General features: G+C 43.7%; 18 protein-coding genes, 1 tRNA gene and 1 riboswitch. Of the genes, 15 read left to right on the forward strand and 4 right to left on the reverse strand.

Translation table 11 applies throughout. The features are described from left to right. Positions 1 to 301: 301 nt before the first annotated feature. Complete coding sequence (melB, locus tag SJY39_RS06355; protein WP_010437169.1) at positions 302 to 1,675, forward strand: melibiose:sodium transporter MelB; 1,374 nt, start codon at positions 302 to 304, stop codon at positions 1,673 to 1,675. Positions 1,676 to 1,976: 301 nt separating this feature from the next. Here melB and SJY39_RS06360 read toward each other — a convergent pair. Next, positions 1,977 to 2,052 (reverse strand) — tRNA-Asn (locus SJY39_RS06360). A 509-nt stretch (positions 2,053 to 2,561) separates the two neighbouring features. On the opposite strand from SJY39_RS06360, the gene uvrB reads away from it, so the two are divergent. From uvrB to luxU, 3 genes are all read left to right on the forward strand, one after another. Beyond that, positions 2,562 to 4,592 (forward strand): excinuclease ABC subunit UvrB, encoded by a 2,031-nt coding sequence (gene uvrB / locus SJY39_RS06365; protein WP_016767675.1) that lies wholly within the window; start codon positions 2,562 to 2,564, stop codon positions 4,590 to 4,592. Between the two features lie 302 nt (positions 4,593 to 4,894). Beyond that, on the forward strand, positions 4,895 to 6,283 hold the full coding sequence (gene luxO, locus SJY39_RS06370; protein ID WP_010437172.1) for a quorum-sensing sigma-54 dependent transcriptional regulator LuxO: 1,389 nt from the start codon (positions 4,895 to 4,897) through the stop codon (positions 6,281 to 6,283). Positions 6,284 to 6,307: 24 nt separating this feature from the next. Then, entirely contained in the window at positions 6,308 to 6,652 is a 345-nt protein-coding gene (gene luxU / locus SJY39_RS06375) for a quorum-sensing phosphorelay protein LuxU (protein WP_010437174.1), read from the forward strand. A gap of 80 nt (positions 6,653 to 6,732) precedes the next feature. Here the strand turns inward: luxU and SJY39_RS06380 are convergent, their stop codons facing one another. After that, entirely contained in the window at positions 6,733 to 7,620 is an 888-nt protein-coding gene (locus SJY39_RS06380) for a YvcK family protein (RefSeq protein ID WP_010437175.1), read from the reverse strand. Between the two features lie 194 nt (positions 7,621 to 7,814). After that, a riboswitch (molybdenum cofactor riboswitch) is annotated at positions 7,815 to 7,967 on the forward strand. Here SJY39_RS06380 and moaA point away from each other — a divergent pair. From moaA to SJY39_RS06435, 11 genes are all read left to right on the forward strand, one after another. Beyond that, positions 7,956 to 8,945, forward strand: a complete 990-nt coding sequence (gene moaA / locus SJY39_RS06385; protein WP_010437176.1) for a GTP 3',8-cyclase MoaA — start codon at positions 7,956 to 7,958, stop codon at positions 8,943 to 8,945. Its footprint overlaps the riboswitch before it by 12 nt. 89 nt (positions 8,946 to 9,034) lie before the next feature. Further along, positions 9,035 to 9,547: a molybdenum cofactor biosynthesis protein B gene (moaB, locus tag SJY39_RS06390; protein WP_010437177.1), complete on the forward strand. Its 513-nt coding sequence runs from the start codon at positions 9,035 to 9,037 to the stop codon at positions 9,545 to 9,547. Between the two features lie 12 nt (positions 9,548 to 9,559). Next, on the forward strand, positions 9,560 to 10,039 hold the full coding sequence (gene moaC / locus SJY39_RS06395) for a cyclic pyranopterin monophosphate synthase MoaC (protein WP_004734026.1): 480 nt from the start codon (positions 9,560 to 9,562) through the stop codon (positions 10,037 to 10,039). Continuing rightward, positions 10,036 to 10,281 carry a molybdopterin synthase sulfur carrier subunit gene (gene moaD, locus SJY39_RS06400; protein ID WP_010437182.1) on the forward strand — a complete coding sequence of 82 codons (246 nt, stop codon included), beginning with the start codon at positions 10,036 to 10,038 and terminating at the stop codon, positions 10,279 to 10,281. Before moaC ends, moaD begins: the two co-directional genes overlap by 4 nt. A 2-nt stretch (positions 10,282 to 10,283) precedes the next feature. Beyond that, positions 10,284 to 10,757: a molybdopterin synthase catalytic subunit MoaE gene (gene moaE / locus SJY39_RS06405; protein ID WP_016767673.1), complete on the forward strand. Its 474-nt coding sequence runs from the start codon at positions 10,284 to 10,286 to the stop codon at positions 10,755 to 10,757. A 681-nt stretch (positions 10,758 to 11,438) separates the two neighbouring features. Continuing rightward, positions 11,439 to 13,070 carry an ABC transporter substrate-binding protein gene (locus SJY39_RS06410; protein WP_016767672.1) on the forward strand — a complete coding sequence of 544 codons (1,632 nt, stop codon included), beginning with the start codon at positions 11,439 to 11,441 and terminating at the stop codon, positions 13,068 to 13,070. Positions 13,071 to 13,173: 103 nt separating this feature from the next. After that, positions 13,174 to 14,094 carry an oligopeptide ABC transporter permease OppB gene (gene oppB, locus SJY39_RS06415; RefSeq protein WP_010437199.1) on the forward strand — a complete coding sequence of 307 codons (921 nt, stop codon included), beginning with the start codon at positions 13,174 to 13,176 and terminating at the stop codon, positions 14,092 to 14,094. A 14-nt stretch (positions 14,095 to 14,108) separates the two neighbouring features. Continuing rightward, complete coding sequence (gene oppC / locus SJY39_RS06420) at positions 14,109 to 15,011, forward strand: oligopeptide ABC transporter permease OppC (RefSeq protein WP_010437200.1); 903 nt, start codon at positions 14,109 to 14,111, stop codon at positions 15,009 to 15,011. 42 nt (positions 15,012 to 15,053) lie between these two features. After that, entirely contained in the window at positions 15,054 to 16,025 is a 972-nt protein-coding gene (locus tag SJY39_RS06425) for an ABC transporter ATP-binding protein (protein WP_010437202.1), read from the forward strand. Then, on the forward strand, positions 16,022 to 17,008 hold the full coding sequence (oppF, locus tag SJY39_RS06430) for a murein tripeptide/oligopeptide ABC transporter ATP binding protein OppF (protein WP_010437204.1): 987 nt from the start codon (positions 16,022 to 16,024) through the stop codon (positions 17,006 to 17,008). Before SJY39_RS06425 ends, oppF begins: the two co-directional genes overlap by 4 nt. Positions 17,009 to 17,368: 360 nt before the next feature. After that, the gene (locus SJY39_RS06435) at positions 17,369 to 18,307 is read left to right on the forward strand and encodes a glutathione S-transferase family protein (protein WP_010437206.1); all 939 of its coding nucleotides are present in this window, start codon (positions 17,369 to 17,371) and stop codon (positions 18,305 to 18,307) included. Between the two features lie 67 nt (positions 18,308 to 18,374). On the opposite strand, the gene pta is transcribed toward SJY39_RS06435, so the two are convergent. Both pta and SJY39_RS06445 read right to left on the reverse strand, forming a co-directional pair. Continuing rightward, entirely contained in the window at positions 18,375 to 20,540 is a 2,166-nt protein-coding gene (pta, locus tag SJY39_RS06440; RefSeq protein WP_010437208.1) for a phosphate acetyltransferase, read from the reverse strand. Positions 20,541 to 20,687: 147 nt separating this feature from the next. Beyond that, positions 20,688 to 21,884 carry an acetate kinase gene (locus SJY39_RS06445; RefSeq protein WP_010437209.1) on the reverse strand — a complete coding sequence of 399 codons (1,197 nt, stop codon included), beginning with the start codon at positions 21,882 to 21,884 and terminating at the stop codon, positions 20,688 to 20,690. Positions 21,885 to 22,147 lie beyond the last annotated feature (263 nt).

Genomic DNA, 22,147 nt, shown 5'->3' on the forward strand with positions numbered 1-22,147 from the left:
CTTGCCTTGTTAGCTGTTTTTAGCGTTTTAATTACCGGTATTTCCTAGAAAATGTTTTTTTTTATTGTTCGATCTCTCACTTTAGATAGTTGACTGAAAACGTTTCCATTTGAATGGTTGTTGATCACAGTATCTGTTCGTTGGAATGGTTACATTAGCGTCGGACTTGATACTTGAGTGTTTTAAGAAGCGACCATAGAGTGGCTCTAAAACAGAACTTGAGTGGATAAATTATTATAAATAAAAGGTAAGCGTTTCAACGTCTGTTAGGAGATGAAGTTACGCGCCTGAAGGAAATACTATGTCTGATCAAATTACTCTACAAACCAAATTATCTTATGGACTTGGGGCTTTAGGTAAAGATTTTGCCTGTGCTCCGATCTACATTTTCTTAATGTTTTACTTTACCGACGTTGCTGGGTTGTCAGCGGCATTTGTGGGTACTATTTTTTTGGCCGCGCGCATTGTCGATGCGGTCACCGACCCAATGATGGGCGTTATCGTTGATAACACGCGCTCTAGATTTGGTAAATTTCGTCCTTGGATTGTTATTGGTACCTTATTAAATGCTGTAGTGCTAGTGGGTCTTTTTAGTACGCATATGTTTGAAGGCACTACGTTATACATTTATGCAGCCGCTGCTTATATTCTGTGGGGGCTTACGTACACCATTATGGATATTCCATACTGGTCTATGATTCCTGCGTTATCTAGCTCTCGTCAAGAACGTGAAAAGCTTGTTGTGTGGCCGAGACTGTTTGCTAGCTTAGCGTGGTTTGTCACTGGTACTTATGGTTTACACATTGTTGGTAAGCTTGGTGATGGTGACCAAGGGCAAGGCTTCTTCAACGTAGCTATTTTGATTGCGGTATTGTTCGTGATGAGTGCGTTTTTGATTGCTCGTAACGTGAAAGAAAAATCTGCACCGGCGAATGCTAAACCAGCAGAACGCTTCAGTTTTAAAGATGTACTGGTTATCATTGGTAAGAATGACCAGCTAAAAGCACTTATTGGTACCGTATTGTCGTTCCAAATAGCAAACTTGCTAGTTGGTGGTTTTGCGATTTACTACTTTTCTTATGCCTTAGGCAATGCTGACCTGTTCCCAGTATATATGATGGTCGCAGGTGTCGCTGAAGTCGCTGGTGTTTTCTTGTTCCCTCGTATTGCATCAGTGTTACCACGCAAGCACTTATGGGTTATTGCTTGTGGCTTCCCAGTGCTGTCTTGTATCACGCTACTTATCATGGGCTTTATCGCACCAGGTAGCGCGATTCTAATCGGTATCGCAGGCGCTGCAATCAAGTTTGGTGTCGGTATCGCTAACGCACTGCAAACTGTAATGCTTGCCGATGTCGTGGATTACGGTGAGCACAAAACAGGTCGTCGCAGTGAGAGTGTTATCTTCTCTGTTCAAACGATGCTTGTTAAGTTTGCAGGCGCGGCTGGTGGTTTTATTGTTGGTATGGGGTTGTCGGTGGTAGGTTATGTACCAAACGTTGAACAGTCTGACAGTACAATTATGGGTTTACAGTTCATGATGGTAGGAGTCCCTGCGATTCTAATGACGGTAAGTGCTCTTGTTTATAAACGTTACTACCATCTACACGAAGGTTTTGATAAAGACCAAGCTGATAAAGAAACTCCGGTAAATGTTATTACTGCAGAAGCATAACCGCTAAACGACGTCTAATCTAGAATAAAACTCAGTTTAGTCACTAAGCTCCAACGCCTCCTAGTGAGGCGTTTTTTATGGATGTTAATTATTAATACTGAGTTCACCGAGTTCTGCTGTAACTAAAACGCAAAAAGCCGCATCGAGTGATGCGGCTTCTTAAGTTTGGCCTCTTTTCTGAGGCTCGTAAACGGGCGTGTAGCAAGGTCCGGCGATTCGGGTGTGACATTAACTTGGAACAAGTTAGTCGCAGTTATATACGAAAAGAGCCCAATCTTTCGATTGGGCTCTTTTCTGAATTTGGCTCCCCTTGCAAGACTTGAACTTGCGACATACGGATTAACAGTCCGCCGTTCTACCAACTGAACTAAAGGGGAATTACTTGTTAGCGATGCGGATTTTAATAATAGTCCGATTTTCTGTCAACAAAAAATAGCAGAAAAAAGTAAGATAAAAAACTTTACTTTCTTGAACACCTTATCGGATTTAGCTTTGCTTTAGTTATCCACCAAAATTGTGGATAAGTGTGTGTGTGAAATCTTAACAACAATAATCGGGATAAATCTGAAAATGTAAAAAATACAAATAAAGTAATGTATTTAAAGAGTTTGTATTGAAATATCGCTGTTGTATAACTTTTTTAGATTATAAAGAAAACAGCAGAACAAGCGGTATTTTTAGATTTTTTGGGGAAAAGTAGTGGATTAAAATTAGAGTAATATAGCTGAAGAAACTTTGCAGGGGCACGGATGATACCAAGTTATAAAAATAAAAGCTATAACTGATATCAGATCTTAAGATGCGTTTCTCTAGATAATAGTTGCAACGACACTCCTCCTAGAGTGACAATGACCTGATTATAAAAACAGTATGGAAATGGCGACCTATGAGTAAACTCTTTGACTTGGTATCGGACTACAGCCCGTCCGGTGACCAGCCGACTGCGATAACCAAATTATTGGACGGACTAGATTCCGGTTTGGCACATCAAACTTTATTAGGGGTAACAGGCTCTGGTAAAACCTTTACTCTTGCCAACGTCATTTCCCAATCTCAAAGACCTGCGATCCTGTTAGCGCCTAATAAGACATTGGCGGCTCAACTTTACGGTGAGATGAAATCTTTCTTTCCAAACAATGCCGTTGAGTATTTCGTTTCTTACTACGATTACTACCAACCTGAAGCCTACGTTCCAACCACGGACACGTTCATCGAGAAAGATGCGTCTGTGAACGCTCATATTGAACAGATGAGGCTTTCGGCAACCAAAGCCTTACTCGAGCGAAAAGACGCCATCATTGTGGCTTCTGTGTCGGCTATCTACGGTCTTGGTGATCCTAAGTCTTACTTGAAGATGATGCTTCATTTGAGTCGCGGTGAGGTGATGGATCAGCGTGATATTTTACGCCGCTTGGCTGAGCTGCAATATTCAAGAAACGATGTCGCCTTTGAACGTGGTCAGTTCCGTGTTCGTGGTGAAGTGATCGATATCTTCCCGGCTGAATCTGACCAAGATGCGGTTCGAATTGAGATGTTCGATGACGAAGTCGATTGTATTAGTATTTTTGATCCACTGACTGGTGCGATTAAGCAAAGAGACTTACCACGCTTTACGGTCTATCCAAAAACTCACTATGTAACCCCAAGAGAAAAAATCCTTGAAGCGATTGAGAAGATTAAAGATGAATTGCGCGATAGGGCTCAATACCTAAAAGACAACAACAAACTGTTAGAAGAACAACGTATCTCTCAAAGAACACAGTTTGATATCGAGATGATGACTGAGCTTGGCTTTTGTTCGGGTATCGAAAACTATTCACGATACTTAAGCGGTCGTGCGGAAGGGGAAGCGCCCCCTACGCTGTTCGATTATTTACCTAACGATGGCCTGCTGATCATCGATGAGTCACACGTAACGGTGCCGCAAATTGGTGCCATGTATAAAGGTGACCGATCTCGGAAAGAAACCTTGGTTGAGTTTGGTTTCAGGCTGCCTTCTGCGCTGGATAACCGTCCTATGAAGTTTGACGAGTTTGAATCGATCGCTCCGCAGACGATATTCGTTTCAGCAACGCCTGGTAACTATGAGATAGAAAAATCAGATGGCGAAATTGCCGATCAAGTGGTTCGTCCGACGGGTTTGCTTGACCCTATTATTGAAGTTCGTCCGGTTGCTACTCAGGTTGATGACTTGTTATCTGAGATAAGAATACGCTCTGTTAAGGAAGAGCGAGTGTTGGTCACGACGCTAACGAAACGAATGGCAGAAGATTTAACAGAGTATCTCAGTGAACACGGGGTTAAAGTGCGTTACTTACACTCAGACATCGACACCGTTGAGCGTGTCGAGATCATTCGAGATCTACGTTTAGGCGAGTTTGATGTGTTAGTGGGTATTAACTTACTTCGTGAGGGTTTGGATATGCCTGAAGTATCGCTGGTGGCGATTCTTGATGCTGACAAAGAGGGCTTCTTGCGATCTGAACGTTCTCTTATTCAAACGATTGGTCGTGCGGCACGTAACTTGGAGGGTCGAGCGATCTTGTATGGAGACTCAATTACTAAGTCGATGAGAAAAGCGATTGATGAAACCGACCGTCGCAGGGAGAAACAACAGGCTTACAATGAAGAGCAAGGCATCACTCCGCAAGCACTGAAACGTAATATCAAAGATATTATGGAGCTGGGTGATCTCACTAAGTCGAAACAGCAGCGACAATCTAAGCAGGTTCCACTATCGAAAGTCGCCGAGCCTTCTGAAAATTACACCGTGCTTACCCCGCAGCAGCTTGATAAAGAGATCAGTAAGCTAGAAGCTACGATGTATCAACATGCTCAGAACTTGGAATTTGAATTAGCGGCGCAAAAGCGTGATGAGATAGAGCAGTTGAGAAAGCAGTTCATTACCAACAGCTAATCTCAATTCTTATTCAAGAAGTTTATATCGGAAAAATTTAAAGTGGAGAGTGTTTCAGACAAAAAACAGCCAGTAGTAAATGTTCTACTGGCTTACGTTTGTGAACACTGAGTCCACTAACAACGTCAGTTGGCTAGGTGACCCGAAGGTCAATCTAGCCGTTGCATCGTTCGTGCCATGTAGCTAATACATTGATTATTTGAAGCAGGTAGAGAAATATAATACAAATACCGTGGTTGATTTGCATAATGCAAAGCGGAATGCGACTATAATAAGAAATGCAAATTATAAATGGCTAGGATATGCAATCAAAAACGCTAGATAACAAATCAAAGTATTTGTTGATGGTGGAGGATACGGCTTCGGTCGCCGCTTTATATCGCTCGTATCTTACACCGCTCGAAATTGATATCAACATTGTCGGCACAGGTCGCGATGCAATTGAGAGTTTGAATCATCGAATCCCTGACCTCATCTTATTAGATCTGCGCCTTCCTGATATGACGGGTATGGACGTACTATTTGCTGTAAAACAAAAATACCCAGAAGTCCCCGTTATCTTCATGACGGCTCACGGCTCTATCGATACCGCAGTAGAAGCCATGCGTCATGGTTCTCAAGATTTCCTTATTAAACCTTGTGAAGCCGATCGACTCCGTATAACGGTGAATAACGCGATACGCAAAGCCACTAAACTGAAGAACAGTTCTGAAAACCCGGGTAATCAAAACTATCAAGGATTCATCGGTAGTAGCCAAACCATGCAGCAGGTTTATCGAACAATCGATTCCGCGGCATCGAGTAAAGCGAGTATTTTCATTACCGGTGAAAGTGGTACCGGAAAAGAGGTGTGTGCAGAAGCGATTCACGCGGCGAGTAAGCGTGGTGATAAGCCATTCATTGCGATTAACTGTGCGGCTATTCCTAAAGATTTAATCGAAAGTGAGCTGTTTGGTCACGTAAAAGGTGCCTTTACTGGCGCTGCAACCGATCGTCAAGGTGCGGCTGAACTTGCCGATGGTGGAACCTTGTTCCTCGATGAGTTGTGTGAGATGGATCTTGAGCTACAAACCAAGCTTTTGCGTTTTATTCAAACGGGTACTTTCCAAAAAGTAGGCTCTTCGAAGATGAAGAGTGTGGATGTTCGTTTTGTATGTGCAACCAACCGAGACCCTTGGAAAGAAGTCCAAGAAGGTCGCTTTAGAGAAGATTTATACTACCGTTTATATGTAATTCCACTGCACCTACCGCCATTGCGTGAGCGTGGCGAGGATGTTATCGAGATTGCATATTCACTGCTGGGCTACATGTCTGTTGAGGAAGGTAAGGCCTTTGTTCGTTTTGCTCAGGAAGTGCTGGACCGCTTTAACCAATACGAGTGGCCGGGTAACGTTCGTCAGCTACAAAATGTGTTGCGAAACGTGGTGGTACTGAACAATGGTAAAGAGATTACCCTGAACATGCTTCCACCTCCACTGAACCAGCCGATTGAGAGCAGTCTGCGGTTGAAAGAGATGCAAAATGAAGACATCACTGTAAAAGACATTTTCCCATTGTGGATCACTGAAAAAACAGCGATTGAACAGGCCATAAAAGCATGTGATGGCAACATCCCTCGTGCGGCAGGCTTCTTAGATGTCAGTCCATCGACGATATATCGTAAGTTACAAACGTGGAATGCGAAGCAGTAGTCACTAAACAATAAGAAAAGAACAATGACGAAAGTATTAAATCAGCAAAAAGTTGATGAGCTTGCCAGTGAAATAGGGCCAGAGAATGTGCCAGTTTTATTGGACATCTTTTTAGGTGAATTGAAAGGTTATTATGAGCATCTAGAGCTTAATAAAGATAACGATACTTCCAAATATTTGGCTGATATTAGCCATGCACTTAAAAGCAGTGCGGCGAGTTTTGGCGCAGATTCATTGTGCAGTTTTGCGATCAGCTTGGATGCAAAAGTAAAACAAGCCTTGCCTGTGACAGAGGTTGATTTTCAAAATATGCAAGAACTGTTGCTAACAACTTATCAGGAATATCAGCAGTTGATGACCGACATCTAAAACCGCTGATGGCGACGTATACTAGATACAGGCACAAAAAAAGGAGCGTTATGCTCCTTTTTTACATCATCAATATGGACCTAGGCTAGCTGGAATCTAATTGCCTGCTGAAGCTTTACACGGTCATGTCGCCAATCTCGATTGGGAGAAGCAAGGTCAGTGGTTATACAGTTCCAGAGTCCTTCAAGTTCAGGGTGTGGAGCATTGCCCAGCACGACATCGATTTTTCTCGCTTTACAGGTGCGCTCACACCACTCTAATTGTTCTTGAAGGGTCATTTTCCCTGCAGGGCCGTGCTCTGGCGAAAGGTTTTCAACGAAGATAACTTTAGCCTTAGCGTTCTCCGAGATTGCTTTACCAATTTCAGGCAGAAGAAGCGGGGGCATCACACTGGTCAGAAAGCTGCCAGGACCAAGAACGATACAGTCTGCTTGTTCGACGGCCGCAACGGCTTCTTTGGTTGCGGGGACTTCTGGCGACAAATCCATCATGCGTAGCTTTTCGGTCATGTCATCAACATTGGTTTCGCCGGTTACCCAACGACCGTCCATGGATAGGGCTGTGAGGTCAGAAGGGTGCTCCGTCATTGGGACGATATTGACATCGACCTTGAGCATATTTCGAATTAGGTTAATCGCTTCTAGTGGGCGAACCGAGAGGTTGTCTAATGCAGTGAGCATTAGGTTACCTAAGTTATGACCGTCGAGTTCGCCTTGGCCGCGAAAGCGGTATTCGAACATCATCGAGCTAATTGAAGGTTCTGTTATTAATTGGTTGATACAGTTGCGTGTATCTCCCCAAGCGATACCACCTTGGCAGTCTCGAATTCGTCCTGTTGAGCCGCCATTATCCGTTGTTGCAACAATGCCAGTTGCGTTGTTACCAAAGTCTTTTAGTGCAGCAAGCATACGACCTAAGCCATGGCCTCCACCGATTGCTACGACTTTCTTTGAAGCGTAAATATTCATTTTTTATTCTTGTTAGATTATTACCAACTATAATTTAGGTTAAATACTTCTCGCTATATACTCAACAAGAGTTATTTTGAGCGTTTGATACGTTTTTTTTGCCGATGTGGCCCGTTTTTTACCATCAGAGCTAGATTCACGTACAAATATTAAGTATTTTATTACACAGCTACTGCGTGTGTGAATATAACGTGCAGTTGCCATAACTCCGAGCTCTCGCATGCTAAGTCGCACAGTGGTATTTGCTGTACCGATACGCATCAAGAGCCAGTGACATGTTGTCACAAGGGCTTAATTGGAAATGATTATGCCTCCCGTGTTTGGAAAGGTGTTCCGTGGCGCAACAATTCGAAGATAGATTCCATCGCAAGTTTTATTACTTGCGCTTGTCGGTTACAGACGTCTGTAACTTTAAATGTACTTACTGCTTGCCAGATGGTTATAAACCGTCAGGGCAAAAAAATTCGTCTTTTTTAAGTGTTCCCGAGATCAAACGCGTTGTTAAAGCGTTTGCAGATTGTGGTACCTCAAAGATCCGCATTACAGGCGGAGAGCCGAGCCTGCGTAAAGACTTTCCTGAAATCATACATACCGTCGCTTCTACTCCTGGCATCGAAAAAGTAGCCACCACAACTAATGGCTACCGCATGGAGAAACAAGTAGAGCAATGGCGTGATGCTGGTTTAACCCACATAAACGTTAGCGTGGATAGTTTAGATTCGCGTATGTTCCATCAGATCACTGGTGAGAATAAGTTTACAGAGGTTATGCGAGGTATTGATAAAGCGTTTGAGGTTGGCTTTGAACAAGTCAAAGTAAACGTCGTATTAATGAAAGACCTCAATAGTCAGGAGTTACCAGCCTTCCTTAATTGGATCAAAGACAAACCTATTCAATTACGTTTTATCGAGCTTATGAAAACCGGCGAGATGGACGAGTTGTTCGATAAACACCATGTTTCTGGCGTTGCGATTCGCAATCAGCTTATTGCTAATGGTTGGCTATTAAAAGTCAAAGCCGTTAATGATGGTCCGGCACAAGTGTTTGTCCACCCAGACTACAAGGGTGAAATCGGTTTAATCATGCCTTATGAGAAAGACTTTTGTGAGAGTTGTAACCGACTGCGCGTTTCAGCGACCGGTAAACTTCACCTATGTCTGTTTGGCGACCACGGTGTTGAACTGCGAGATCTGATTCAAGAAGATCAACAAGAGCAAGAGCTCATTGATCGAATTCAGGCTCAGCTTCAAACTAAGTCCGTTAGCCACTTCTTACACGATGGCAACAGCGGCATGACTCCAAACTTGGCGTCAATCGGCGGTTAACCCGCTACACACTCTAAAGCATTTTATCGCTCAGCTTCCTTAGGCTGGGCGAATCAGTCTAATCATTGAAAATTTATATAGGTGAACAAATGGGTCACGCAGAAAGCAAATTCCAAGCAGCAAACATTGCAGTACTAACGGTTTCAGATACACGTACAGAAGAAAATGACACGTCAGGTGGTTACCTAGCTGAGCATGCTAAAGAAGCGGGTCACAACGTGGTTGATAAGCAAATCGTTATTGACGATATGTACAAGATCCGCGCGATCGTATCTCAGTGGATCGCTGATGACAGCGTGCAAGCGATCATGATCACTGGCGGTACGGGTTTCACTTCTCGTGACAGTACACCTGAAGCACTTAAGCCACTATTCGACAAAGAAGTAGAAGGCTTTGGTGAGCTTTTCCGTCAAGTGTCTTACGAAGAGATTGGTACTTCGACAATTCAGTCGCGTGCGATTGCGGGCTTTGCTAACCACACAGTAATCTTTGCGATGCCAGGTTCTACAGGTGCTTGTCGCACCGGTTGGACGAAGATCATCAAGCAACAAATGGATGCTAGCCACCGCCCTTGTAACTTTATGCCACATCTTTCTGTATAAGGTGGTTTGAGTATGAGCCAATTTACACACATTAATGCGTCTGGCGAAGCGAACATGGTCGATGTATCGGCTAAAGCGGAAACTGTACGCGAAGCGAGAGCGGAAGCTTTCGTTCAAATGTCAGCAGAAACGCTAGAGCTGATTGTTTCTGGTAGCCACCATAAAGGTGATGTTTTTGCGACGGCACGTATTGCTGGCATCCAAGCGGCGAAGAAGACCTGGGACTTGATTCCACTGTGCCACCCTCTACTACTAACTAAAGTAGAAGTGCAGCTAGAAGCTATCGAATCTGAAAACAAGGTTCGCATTGAATCTGTTTGTAAGCTTGCAGGTAAGACGGGCGTTGAGATGGAAGCGCTAACGGCTGCTTCTGTTGCTGCGCTAACGATTTACGATATGTGTAAAGCTGTTCAGAAAGACATTGTTATCGAGAATGTACGCCTGTTAGAGAAGACGGGTGGTAAATCAGGTCACTTCAAGGTGGAATCATGATTACGGTACTGTTCTTTGCTCAAACTCGTGAGCTTGTCGGTGTCGATAGCCTAGAAGTCGATGCACAATTTAATACCATTGAAGCGATTCGCAGCCACCTTGTAGCACAAGAAGGCAAGTGGGATATCGCATTGGAAGAGGGCAAGCTTCTGGCTGCACTTAACCAATCAATCGTACCTTTGACAACTGAAGTGAAAGACGGCGACGAAGTGGCTTTCTTCCCACCAGTTACTGGAGGCTAGTCATGAATGATTCTCGAGTTATAGATCTAAGAGTAGTAGTTACTGCTGAAGACTTTTCTGTGGGTGACGAATACGATTATCTAGCTCAAGGTACAGCTGCAGGAGCGGTAGTGACGTTTGTTGGTAAAGTTCGCGACATGAATCTTGGCGACAACGTAATTGGTTTGTCTCTAGAGCATTATCCGGGTATGACAGAGAAGTCGCTGAGCGAGATTTGCGACCAAGCTGAAGCTCGCTGGCCGATTGAGAAGATGCGAGTGATTCACCGCGTGGGTGACCTAGATATCGGTGACCAGATTGTTTACGTTGGTGTATCCAGTGCGCATCGTGACGCTGCCTTCGAAGCGTGTGAGTTTGTTATGGACTTTCTGAAAACCAAAGCGCCGTTTTGGAAAAAAGAACGTACTACTGAAACCACTCGTTGGGTAGATTCGCGAGATTCCGATGCTAAGGCTGCAGAACGTTGGGAAAAATAGCCCGTTAATATTTCGTCACGTCTTTAAATAGTGGAACTGATATATACAGTCCTGACGAAATTAGTAGTCCTTATTTAAATAAACGAAGCCGACTCCCTAAGTCGGCTTTTTTGTATTTGTTATAGCGTTATATATAAATAAATTGTATTTTAATAAATGATTAAGCACTTCCTGTGAATATAAATTCTAATGACAAACTAGCCCTTATTGGTGCAGTATTTCTTCTGTTTTGGTGCAGTGTATTATGCTGTTTTGTATAAAGTGATAACCCTCACAAATAGTGCAGTCTGTTTAGGGGATATGTGATGTGCAATTAGATTTGATGTGGCATTAATGTTAATTTGTTGGCCGTGTTCTAGCATAAGATGCTAAAAAAAAGTATCAGTACAGATACATCAACACTAAAGGCTGTTTTTTAATAAATCCCTATGCGTAACTCACTATGTATTGGAGTTTTATTAGATTAATACACTGACACCTTGAATATTTCGGAGAATTATCCGATTTTTTGCGGCTTGTTTATGGCAAATTACTTCAATGGTTGATAGTGTGTGCCTCAATCTTTGTAAGGTTTTAGGTTTTTATGCTTATATTTTGAGCTAAATAAATCTAAATCACTGCCGTTCAGTGAACCTAGCAAAGAAGTCATGGATGCAATACGAAAAACTTGGAGTTTATTAAATGTACAAGAATAAAATCACTCAAGCCCTTCTTCTAGGTGCTGGTTTGGCAGTGGCTGCCACTTCTACTCTTTCTATCGCTGCTGAAGTTCCAGCAGGCACTGAACTAGCAAAAGTTCAAGAACTGGTTCGTGGTAACGGTACTGAAGTAGCAACACTCGACCCTCACAAATCTCAAGGTGTACCAGAATCTCACGTAATTCGTGACCTTCTAGAAGGTTTAGTGAACCAAGATGGCGACGGCAATACTATCCCAGGAGTAGCTGAAAGCTGGGAAACGACAGACAACAAAACATTTACTTTCCACCTGCGTAAAGACGCTAAATGGTCTAATGGCGATCCTGTAACGGCGAATGACTTCGTTTACAGCTTCCAACGTGCCGTTGATCCTTTAACTGCTTCTCCATACGCTTGGTATATGGAATATACCAAGATGGCGAATGCGAAAGATATCGTCGCGGGTAAGAAAGACAAGAGTGAACTAGGCGTTAAAGCTTTAGATGACTACACGTTAGAAGTGACATTAGATACAGCTGTCCCATATTTCGTAATGATGATGGGTCACACAACAGTGAAGCCAGTACATAAAGCAACTGTTGAAAAATTCGGTGACCAGTGGACTAAGCCTGAAAACTTTGTTGGTAATGGTGCATTTGTTCCAAATCAATGGGTAGTTAACGAGCGTCTTGAACTAGTACGTAACGAAAATTACTGGGATAACGAACATACAGTTCTTAACAAAGTAACATTCCTACCAATTGAGAACCAAGTTGCGGAAATGAACCGCTTCCTTTCTGGCGAACTAGACTTCACATACGAAGTGCCTAACGAGCACTTCCGTCGCTTACAGAAAGAGTATCCAGAAGATGTAAACATTAAGGGTAACCTGTGTACTTATTACTACCAATTTAATGCACAGAAAGCACCTTTCGACGATGTACGTGTTCGTAAAGCAATGTCTTATGCGATGGACCGTGACATCGTGACGAAAGCGATTCTTGGTCAAGGCCAAAAACCAGCTTACTTCTTGACTCCTGAAATTACTGCTGGTTTTGACCCGGTAACTCCAGAGTATGGTCAACTTTCTCAAAAAGAGCGTATTGCTGAAGCGAAGCGTCTTCTTGAAGAAGCTGGCTACACGAAGAGCAACCCACTTGAATTCAACCTGCTTTACAACACGTCTGAAAATCACAAGAAGCTTGCTGTAGCAATCGCATCAATGTGGAAGAAAGAGCTTGGTATTAACGCGAAACTCGAAAACCAAGAGTGGAAATCATACCTAGACAGTAAAGATACTGGTAACTTTGACGTTGCTCGTGCAGGTTGGTGTGGTGACTACAATGAAGCATCTTCATTCCTAACATTGATGGTTAGCCAAAATACAACTGCTGGTCAGCACTATAAGAGCGCAGACTATGACAAGATTATCGATAAAGCACTAAGCTCTACTTCAGAAGAAGAGCGTACTAAGTTATATATCGAAGCAGAAAAATTGCTAGCTAAAGACATGCCAATTGCTCCAGTCTACCAGTACGTTACAACACGTCTTGTATCACCTCAGCTAGGTGGTTACCCAGAAGGTAACGCCGAAGATAAGATCTATTCAAAAGATCTTTATATCAAAGCAAAATAACCTCCTATAAAAATAAAATATAACTAACTTAGACCTGTGTGCGAGAAATCGCACGCAGTGTCTATTTAATTTTTAATTGTCACAGACTGAAAAGAGTGAGTTTATGCTTAAATTCATTATGAAAAGGATATTCGAAGCGATTCCAACCATGTTGGTGTTGATCACTATATCTTTCTTTCTCATGCGTTTCGCACCGGGTAACCCGTTTTCGAGCGAACGCCCATTACCGCCAGAAGTTATGGCTAACATCGAAGCTAAATACGGCTTAGATAAACCTGTATTTGAACAGTACACAACGTACTTGACTAACATCGTTCAAGGTGACTTTGGTCCATCATTCAAATATCAAGATTACACCGTAAATGAGCTGATCGCAGTTGCGCTTCCTGTATCTGCGAAGGTCGGTTTTGTTGCCTTTATCTTTACCCTGATTATGGGGGTATCGGTCGGAACCATTGCCGCATTGAAACACAACACCTGGGTCGACTACACCATAATGTCGACTGCCATGCTCGGGGTGGTCATGCCGTCCTTCGTGTTGGCACCAGCGCTTATTTACCTATTCTCTCTACACTGGCATATATTTCCAGCAGGTGGTTGGCACGGGGGTACTTATATGTACATCGTCCTGCCAGTTATTGCGATGTCTCTTCTGTACGTAGCCACTTTTGCTCGTATCACTCGTGGTAGCATGATTGAAACTCTAAACAGTAACTTTATTCGAACGGCTCGCGCAAAAGGTCTAAGTTACCGTTACATTGTTCTTAAACATGCACTTAAACCAGCCCTGCTTCCTGTTGTTTCTTATATGGGACCTGCGTTCGTAGGTATCATTACAGGTTCAGTTGTCGTTGAAACCATCTTCGGCCTACCGGGTATCGGCAAACTGTTTGTTAACGCCGCGTTTAACCGTGACTATTCGCTAGTAATGGGTGTAACCATTTTGATTGGTTTCCTATTTATCTTATTCAACGCGATCGTTGATATTTTACTAGCGCTTATAGACCCGAAAATTCGCTACTAGCAGGACGCATGGTTATGTTGAAGAAAAAAGAAAACTTAGAAGCGATCGAAAAATTCTCTGAGAGTTTGGAAATTGAAGGTCGCAGTTTGTGGCAAGATGCGCGTATTCGTTTTATGCGTAACAAAGCGGCAATGGTCAGTCTATTTATCCTTACGCTCATGGTGCTATCGGTCATTTTCTTACCGATGCTAGCACAGCATGCTTATGATGATACTGACTGGTACGCAATGCATGCAGCACCAAGCGTGGATCATTGGTTTGGTACCGACAGTTTAGGTCGTGACCTATATGTTCGTACGATGATTGGCGGCCGTATATCTCTTATGGTAGGTGTGATGGGTGCATTCGTAGCGGTACTGATTGGTACGCTTTACGGTGCAGCTTCAGGCTTCATTGGCGGTCGCACTGACCGAGTAATGATGCGAATCCTGGAGATCCTATACGCGGTGCCATTCATGTTCCTAGTAATCGTACTGGTAACGTTCTTTGGTCGTAACATCGTACTGATCTTTGTTGCTATCGGTGCTATTGCTTGGCTCGATATGGCGCGTATTGTACGTGGCCAAACATTGAGTTTACGTAGTAAAGAGTTCATTGAAGCTGCTCACGTATGTGGTGTCAGCAAATGGAAAATCATTACACGTCATATCGTACCGAACGTATTGGGTATTGTTGCGGTTTACTCAACGCTACTTATTCCAAGCATGATCCTTACAGAATCATTCTTATCTTTCCTTGGTCTTGGTGTTCAAGAGCCTATGACAAGTTGGGGCGCGCTGTTACAAGAAGGCTCGCAAACAATGGAAGTTGCTATCTGGCAACTGGCATTTCCAGCAGCATTCATGGTAGTTACCCTGTTTTGCTTTAACTACGTAGGTGATGGTCTGCGCGACGCGCTTGATCCAAAAGACAGATAACGAAATAGCAATTAAAAGCTATAAAAGATTAAGGAAGCAATAATGAGCTTATTAGATGTCAAAGATCTGCGCGTCGAATTTACCACGCAAGATGGTACCGTAACCGCAGTAAACGACCTGAATTTCTCACTCAACCAAGGCGAAACGCTAGGTATCGTTGGTGAGTCAGGTTCGGGAAAGTCTCAAACGGTATTTGCACTGATGGGGTTGCTGGCTAAGAACGGCATCATCTCAGGCAGTGCAAAGTTTGAAGGCAACGAAATTCTCAACCTACCTGAGAAAGAATTGAACAAAGTTCGCGCTGAACAGATCGCGATGATCTTCCAAGATCCAATGACCTCACTGAACCCTTACATGAAAGTATGTGATCAGTTGATGGAAGTTCTCATGCTGCATAAAGGTATGGGTAAAGCGGAAGCGTTCGAAGAATCAGTACGCATGCTTGAAGCGGTGAAAATCCCTGAAGCACGTAAACGTATTACCATGTATCCACACGAATTTTCTGGCGGTATGCGTCAACGTGTGATGATTGCAATGGCCCTGCTGTGTCGTCCGAAACTGCTTATCGCGGATGAACCAACAACGGCGTTGGATGTAACTATTCAAGCGCAAATCATGGAATTGCTGAACGAGCTTAAAGATGAGTTTAATACTGCGATTATCATGATCACCCATGACTTGGGTGTGGTTGCTGGTTCTTGTGACAAAGTATTGGTGATGTACGCAGGTCGTACTATGGAATACGGCACGGTTGATGAAATCTTCTATGAGCCAAGCCATCCCTATGCGGAAGGCCTGCTTAAAGCAATTCCTCGTTTGGATACCGAAGGTGAAATTTTACCGACGATTCCAGGAAACCCACCCAACTTACTTCGCCTACCGACAGGTTGTCCTTACCAAGACCGCTGTCACCGCGTAATGGACCGTTGTAAGCAAGAAGCACCGATTTTGCAGCCATTTGCTAAAGACCGTCAGCGTGCTTGTTTTTCTGATTGGGAGACTTGGACAAAATGAGTAAAGAATTACTATTAGATATTAAAAACCTTAAGGTTCACTTTAGCATTGCGGCTAAGTCTGCTTGGCCTTGGGCGAAACCATCAAACCTTAAAGCGGTTGATGGTGTGGATGTTCACCTTTACGAAGGTGAGACTCTGGGTGTAGTAGGTGAGTCTGGCTGTGGTAAATCAACATTTGCCCGCGCAATTATTGGTTTAGTTGAGGCAACTGAAGGCGAAGTTATGTGGTTAGGTCAAGACCTGACTAAGATGCAGGAAGTGAAGCGTCGTGAGACTCGTAAAGAGATTCAGATGATCTTCCAAGACCCGCTAGCATCGCTTAACCCGCGCATGTCAGTTGGAGACATCATTGCTGAGCCTCTACAAACTTTCTATCCTGAGCTTTCTAAACAGGAAGTGAAAGATCGAGTTAAAGAGATGATGGCAAAGGTTGGTCTACTGCCCAACGTAATCAACCGTTACCCACATGAATTCTCTGGTGGTCAGTGTCAACGTATCGGTATCGCGCGTGCACTTATCTTGAAGCCTAAGATGATCATCTGTGATGAGCCGGTTTCTGCTCTGGATGTATCTATCCAAGCTCAAGTAGTAAACCTTCTAATGGAACTACAGAAAGAGCTAGGTTTGTCTTTGGTATTCATCGCGCACGATTTGTCGGTTGTGAAACACATCTCTGACCGTGTATTGGTGATGTATTTGGGTAATGCGGTAGAACTTGGTGAATCAGATGCTTTGTTCTCCGATCCTAAGCACCCATACACCAAAGCGTTGATGTCTGCTGTTCCTATTCCAGATCCTCGCTTAGAGCGCAGCAAAACGATTCAGATGTTGGAAGGTGATTTACCTTCACCAATCAATCCACCGTCAGGTTGTGTGTTCCGTACTCGTTGCCCACAAGCAACTGAGGCTTGTGCTCAAACTAAGCCAACAATTCAAGGCGATGACGTACACGCAGTATCTTGCTTGCACGTACAAGTCTAGAACCCATTTAAAACGGTTCAGCCTGTGACAGGCTTAAGCGCAACTTTTTTATGAGTTGCGCTTTTTTTGTGTCTAGACTTTCACGCTGAACAAGCTTCATCAAATAATTCGAACAACTAAGCCAACTTCTTCTGGTTTTGAAACCGTGGGCTTTTTTTATACTAATACTAATACTAATCGTAGTAAATAACTGCTCATCCTAGCTTGTTAAAACGCTTGATAACGGCGTTAGAATTTTTGATTGTAGAATAACTACTAACAGAAAAATTCTGCCTTGTTCTCAAGCCTTTTTCTGCGCTATTTCTGAACATTTACTTACTGTGATTGGTATATAAAATTTTGGATGACAGAGGTTTGGATATGGGTAAGTTAGTTGAAGGTGTGTGGCATGATGTTTGGTACGACACTAAGGAAAGTGGCGGCAAATTTGTTCGTGAAGATGCTGGCTTTCGAAGCTGGGTAGAGAACAAGTCGGGCGCACAATTTCAGCCAGAAAGCGGCCGTTATCATTTATATGTATCATTAGCTTGCCCTTGGGCGCACCGAACTCTGATCTTTCGTGAGCTGAAAGACCTAACCGATCATATTGATGTGACGGTAGTCTGTCCAGACATGATGAGTGAAGGTTGGCAAATGGGGTTACCTGAACCTCTGTTCGGTCATACTCGTATGCACCAAATCTACACTCAAGCTAAGCCTGATTACTCTGGCCGGGTAACGGTACCTGTGTTATGGGATAAGAAAACAAACACCATTGTAAGTAACGAGTCCTCTGAGATTATCCGCATGTTCAACTCAGAATTTAATGAGTTAACGGGCAACACAGACGATTACTACCCGTGGGAATTAGCGAGCAAGATTGATCAGTGGAACGATTATATTTATCCGAATATCAATAATGGTGTATACCGAACGGGCTTTGCGACAACACAAGAAGCCTACGAAGAAGCGTATGACTCGTTGTTTGAAGCTTTAGATAAAGTTGACGCCCACCTTAGTGAGCACCGTTATCTAGCGGGTAACGAGATTACAGAAGCAGATTGGAGATTATTTACCACTCTGGTTCGATTTGATGCGGTCTATGTCGGGCATTTCAAGTGCAATAAACAGCGCATTGCTGATTACGTCCATATTCAAGGTTATCTAAAAGAGTTGTATCAAGTGAAGGGAATCAAAGAGACGACCGACTTTTACCATATAAAGCGTCACTATTACTACAGTCACACAGGTATCAACCCAACTCAAGTTGTACCAAAAGGACCAACGCTAGATTTAGAATCAGCCCACGGGCGAGGTTAGATTAATCCTCGACATAAAAAAACCCTAGATAAGAATCTAGGGTTTTTTGCTTTCTACAAAAGAAAAATTAGTTAATTACTTTTTCTTCAGCTTGAGCGGCTTGGTCTGCTTGGATAGCTGTTAGAGCTACTGTGTAAACGATATCGTCTACTAGAGCACCACGAGACAAGTCATTTACTGGCTTGCGCATACCTTGAAGCATTGGACCGATAGACACTAGGTCTGCTGAACGCTGTACCGCTTTGTAAGTCGTGTTACCCGTGTTTAGGTCTGGGAATACGAATACTGTCGCTTTACCTGCAACTGGAGAGTTAGGCGCTTTAGAAGCGGCTACGTTTTCCATGATTGCTGCGTCGTACTGAAGAGGGCCGTCGATCACTAGATCAGGACGTTTCTCTTGAGCAAGTTTGGTTGCTTCACGTACTTTATCTACGTCTGCACCTTTACCAGATTCACCAGTAGAGTAAGAGATCATAGCAACACGTGGGTCGATACCGAATGCCGCAGCAGAATCTGCAGATTGGATAGCGATTTCAGCAAGCTGTTCAGCTGTTGGATCTGGGTTGATCGCACAGTCACCGTATACAAGCACTTGATCAGGCAGAAGCATGAAGAAGATTGAAGATACGATAGAAGCATCAGGAGCAGTCTTGATGATCTGGAACGGAGGAACGATTGTGTTCGCCGTTGTGTGAACAGCACCAGAAACTAGGCCGTCAACTTCACCAGCTTCAAGCATCATAGTGCCTAGGAATACTGAATCTTCTAGCTTCTCACGAGCAACAACTTCAGTCATACCCTTAGCGCCACGAAGTTCTACTAGACGAGCTACGTAGTTTTCGCGAACTGAAGCAGAATCGATGATCTCAACGCCAGCGCCTAGCTCAACACCTTGCTGTGCAGCAACGCGACGGATTTCTTCAGGGTTACCAAGAAGTACACATGTTGCGATACCGCGTTCAGCACAGATAGATGCAGCTTTAACAGTACGTGGCTCATCACCTTCAGGAAGAACGATGCGCTTAGCCGCTTTACGAGCGAATTCTGTTAACTGGTAACGGAATGCTGGTGGGCTTAGACGGCGAATACCTTGAGTGCCTTCAGATAGAGAATCAATCCAAGGGCCATCAATGTGGCTTGCAACGTGATCGTTAACGAACTCGATACGCTCTTTATCGTCTGCAGGTACTTCTAGGTTGAAGCTCTGTAGGTTAAGAGACGTCTGCCAAGTGTTACCTTGCGCCTTAAAGATCGGTAGACCTGAAGCGAATGCAGGTGCACAAAGGTTAGCAATACTTTCTGGAATGTCGTAACCGCCAGTCAGTAGGATTGCGCCAATTTCAACACCGTTTTTCGCAGCAAGAGCCGCAGCAACGATAACGTCAGGGCGGTCTGCAGAAGTTACTAGCAGTGAACCTGGCTTGAAGTGCTCAATCATGTGCGGTAAAGAACGTGCACAGAAAGTGATGCTCTTAATACGACGAGTAGAGATTTCACCTTCGTTAACGATTTCAGCGTTAAGGTGTTTAGCCATATCAACCGCACGAGTTGCGATTAGATCGATGCTCCATGGCACACAGCCAAGAACACGGATAGGACTAGAGTTGAAGATTTGCATTACTTCAAGGTTCGCTTGTTGAGCGCTATCTGCATCGTCAAAGATTTCAGATAGGTCAGGGCGAGTACGGCCAGCTTCATCAACAGGAGCGTTAAGCTTGTTGATAATCACGCCTTTGATGTTCTTGTTCTTAGTACCGCCGAAGTTAGAACATGCTACTTCGATACGCTCTTTAAGCTGAGTAGGGTTATCAGTACCAGGAGTCGCAACGAATACGATCTCCGCACCAAGTGTTTTCGCGATTTCCGCGTTCACTTGGTTAGCAAATGGGTGCTTACGAGTAGGAACTAGGCCTTCGATTAGCGTTACTTCTGCGTCTTTGTTGATCTTGTTGTATTGCTCAACAACTGACTCAAGAAGCTCGTCCATTTTTTCACTACCGATCAAAGCTTCAGCTTTAGTCATTGCGATTGGCTCACCAATCTTAATGTCGCTGTTTGCGCTGATGATAGTAGACGTTAGATCTGGTTGGTTACCACCGCTACGAGGCTGAGCGATTGGCTTGTAGAAAGAAACACTTACGCCTTTACGCTCCATAGCGCGAAGAACACCCATGCTAACACTAGTAAGACCAACACCAGCGCTTGTAGGGATAAGCATAATAGTACGGGACATTGACGAACACCTTTAACTATTGGAAATAAAAAAAGCTCAACTGCTATTCCCACCGATATTAAAATTGGGGTAGGAATAGAAGTTGAGCCCCATTTTCTTGATATGAAAAACTGACTAGCTTCGAGTGAAGCTAGTCAGGAAAATCAATTAAAGACCTGCTAGTTTCGCAGTGTCTTCAGCAATTACTAGCTCTTCGTTAGTAGAGATAACCATTGCAGGGATACGGCTGTTAGCTGTAGTGATAGTACCTTCGCCGCCGAAACGAGCTTTAAGGTTAGCTTCACCGTCAACTTCGATGCCGAAGATGCCTAGGCGGTTAAGAACCATTTCACGGATTGGGCCAGAGTTCTCGCCGATACCGCCAGTGAAAGTGATTGCGTCTAGACGACCTTCTAGAGTTGCAGTGTAACCAGCAACGTACTTAGCTAGACGGTGACAGAACACGTCCATTGCACGAGTTGCTTCTTCTTTCTCACCGTAGTTGTCTTCAACGAAACGACAGTCAGAAGTCACTTCAGTTAGACCAGCAAGACCAGACTCTTTAGTCAGCATGTTGTTGATTTCTTCAACAGAGTAACCAAGAGCATCGTGTAGGTGGAAGATAATCGCAGGATCTAGGTCACCACAACGAGTACCCATTACAAGACCTTCAAGAGGAGTAAGACCCATAGAAGTATCTACAGATTGACCGTTCTTGATTGCACATACAGAAGCGCCGTTACCTAGGTGACAGTTGATGATGTTAACTTCTTCAACTGGCTTGTTTAGTAGGCCTGCAACTTCACGAGTGATGAATAGGTGAGAAGTACCGTGCATGCCGTAACGACGGATGCCGTGCTCTTTGTACAGGTTGTACGGCAGAGCGTATAGGTAAGACTCAGAAGGCATTGTTTGGTGGAATGCAGTGTCAAAAACAGCAACGTTTTTAAGGCCTGGGAAGTTTTGTTGAGCCGCTTCAATACCGATAAGATGAGCTGGGTTGTGAAGAGGTGCGAAAGTCGCAGCGTCTTGAATACCCTTAAGCACTTCATCAGTGATAAGTGCAGAAGAAGTGAACTGCTCGCCACCGTGAACGATACGGTGACCGATAGCGCCAAGGTTAGCTTTAAGCTCAGGCTTAGAAGCAAGAATAGTTTCTACCATGAAAGATAGTGCTTCTACGTGAGCTGCGCCCGCACCTAGTTGTGCTTCGTGCTTGCCGTCAAGTTTCCATTTCATACGAGCTTCTGGAAGACCAAGACATTCAGCAAGACCAGTTAGGTGCTCAGCACCTGTTTCTGCATCAACAACAGCAAATTTAAGAGAAGAACTACCACAGTTTAAAACTAAAACTAGCTTAGACATTAATGACTACCTGTTTATTTTTCTGATCGAAATCAGTTAAGGATGAAAATTAATCTCAAGAATAGACGAAGCACTGTTGCTTGCGTACTAACCTTGGTCAAAAAAACGTTAATTTCCGTATTAAAGTGAAAGCCACTTTTTAAGAAAAGAGGCTCTTGCATTCCTTGCAGAAGTCGTCCCAGAGTTGCTTAAATTGTAAATAAGGGCAACAATGAGATTGAGGTCTGCAAATAATAGCGATATTGTGCAAATATAACAAAAAA

It is taken from the genome of Vibrio sp. R78045 (genome assembly GCF_042466085.1).
GTDB lineage: Bacteria > Pseudomonadota > Gammaproteobacteria > Enterobacterales > Vibrionaceae > Vibrio > Vibrio cyclitrophicus.

Excerpts from the sequence above, each read along its gene's own strand:
- luxU (WP_010437174.1), top strand. The coding sequence starts at position 6,308 with ATGACGAAAGTATTAAATCAGCAAAAAGTTGATGAGCTTGCCAGTGAA.
- moaD (WP_010437182.1), top strand. The coding sequence starts at position 10,036 with ATGATTACGGTACTGTTCTTTGCTCAAACTCGTGAGCTTGTCGGTGTC.
- oppF (WP_010437204.1), top strand. The coding sequence starts at position 16,022 with ATGAGTAAAGAATTACTATTAGATATTAAAAACCTTAAGGTTCACTTT.
- SJY39_RS06445 (WP_010437209.1), bottom strand. The coding sequence starts at position 21,884 with ATGTCTAAGCTAGTTTTAGTTTTAAACTGTGGTAGTTCTTCTCTTAAA.
- oppB (WP_010437199.1), top strand. The coding sequence starts at position 13,174 with ATGCTTAAATTCATTATGAAAAGGATATTCGAAGCGATTCCAACCATG.
- SJY39_RS06435 (WP_010437206.1), top strand. The coding sequence starts at position 17,369 with ATGGGTAAGTTAGTTGAAGGTGTGTGGCATGATGTTTGGTACGACACT.
- SJY39_RS06425 (WP_010437202.1), top strand. The coding sequence starts at position 15,054 with ATGAGCTTATTAGATGTCAAAGATCTGCGCGTCGAATTTACCACGCAA.
- moaC (WP_004734026.1), top strand. The coding sequence starts at position 9,560 with ATGAGCCAATTTACACACATTAATGCGTCTGGCGAAGCGAACATGGTC.
- uvrB (WP_016767675.1), top strand. The coding sequence starts at position 2,562 with ATGAGTAAACTCTTTGACTTGGTATCGGACTACAGCCCGTCCGGTGAC.
- SJY39_RS06380 (WP_010437175.1), bottom strand. The coding sequence starts at position 7,620 with ATGAATATTTACGCTTCAAAGAAAGTCGTAGCAATCGGTGGAGGCCAT.
- pta (WP_010437208.1), bottom strand. The coding sequence starts at position 20,540 with ATGTCCCGTACTATTATGCTTATCCCTACAAGCGCTGGTGTTGGTCTT.
- luxO (WP_010437172.1), top strand. The coding sequence starts at position 4,895 with ATGCAATCAAAAACGCTAGATAACAAATCAAAGTATTTGTTGATGGTG.
- moaB (WP_010437177.1), top strand. The coding sequence starts at position 9,035 with ATGGGTCACGCAGAAAGCAAATTCCAAGCAGCAAACATTGCAGTACTA.
- oppC (WP_010437200.1), top strand. The coding sequence starts at position 14,109 with ATGTTGAAGAAAAAAGAAAACTTAGAAGCGATCGAAAAATTCTCTGAG.
- moaE (WP_016767673.1), top strand. The coding sequence starts at position 10,284 with ATGAATGATTCTCGAGTTATAGATCTAAGAGTAGTAGTTACTGCTGAA.
- melB (WP_010437169.1), top strand. The coding sequence starts at position 302 with ATGTCTGATCAAATTACTCTACAAACCAAATTATCTTATGGACTTGGG.
- SJY39_RS06410 (WP_016767672.1), top strand. The coding sequence starts at position 11,439 with ATGTACAAGAATAAAATCACTCAAGCCCTTCTTCTAGGTGCTGGTTTG.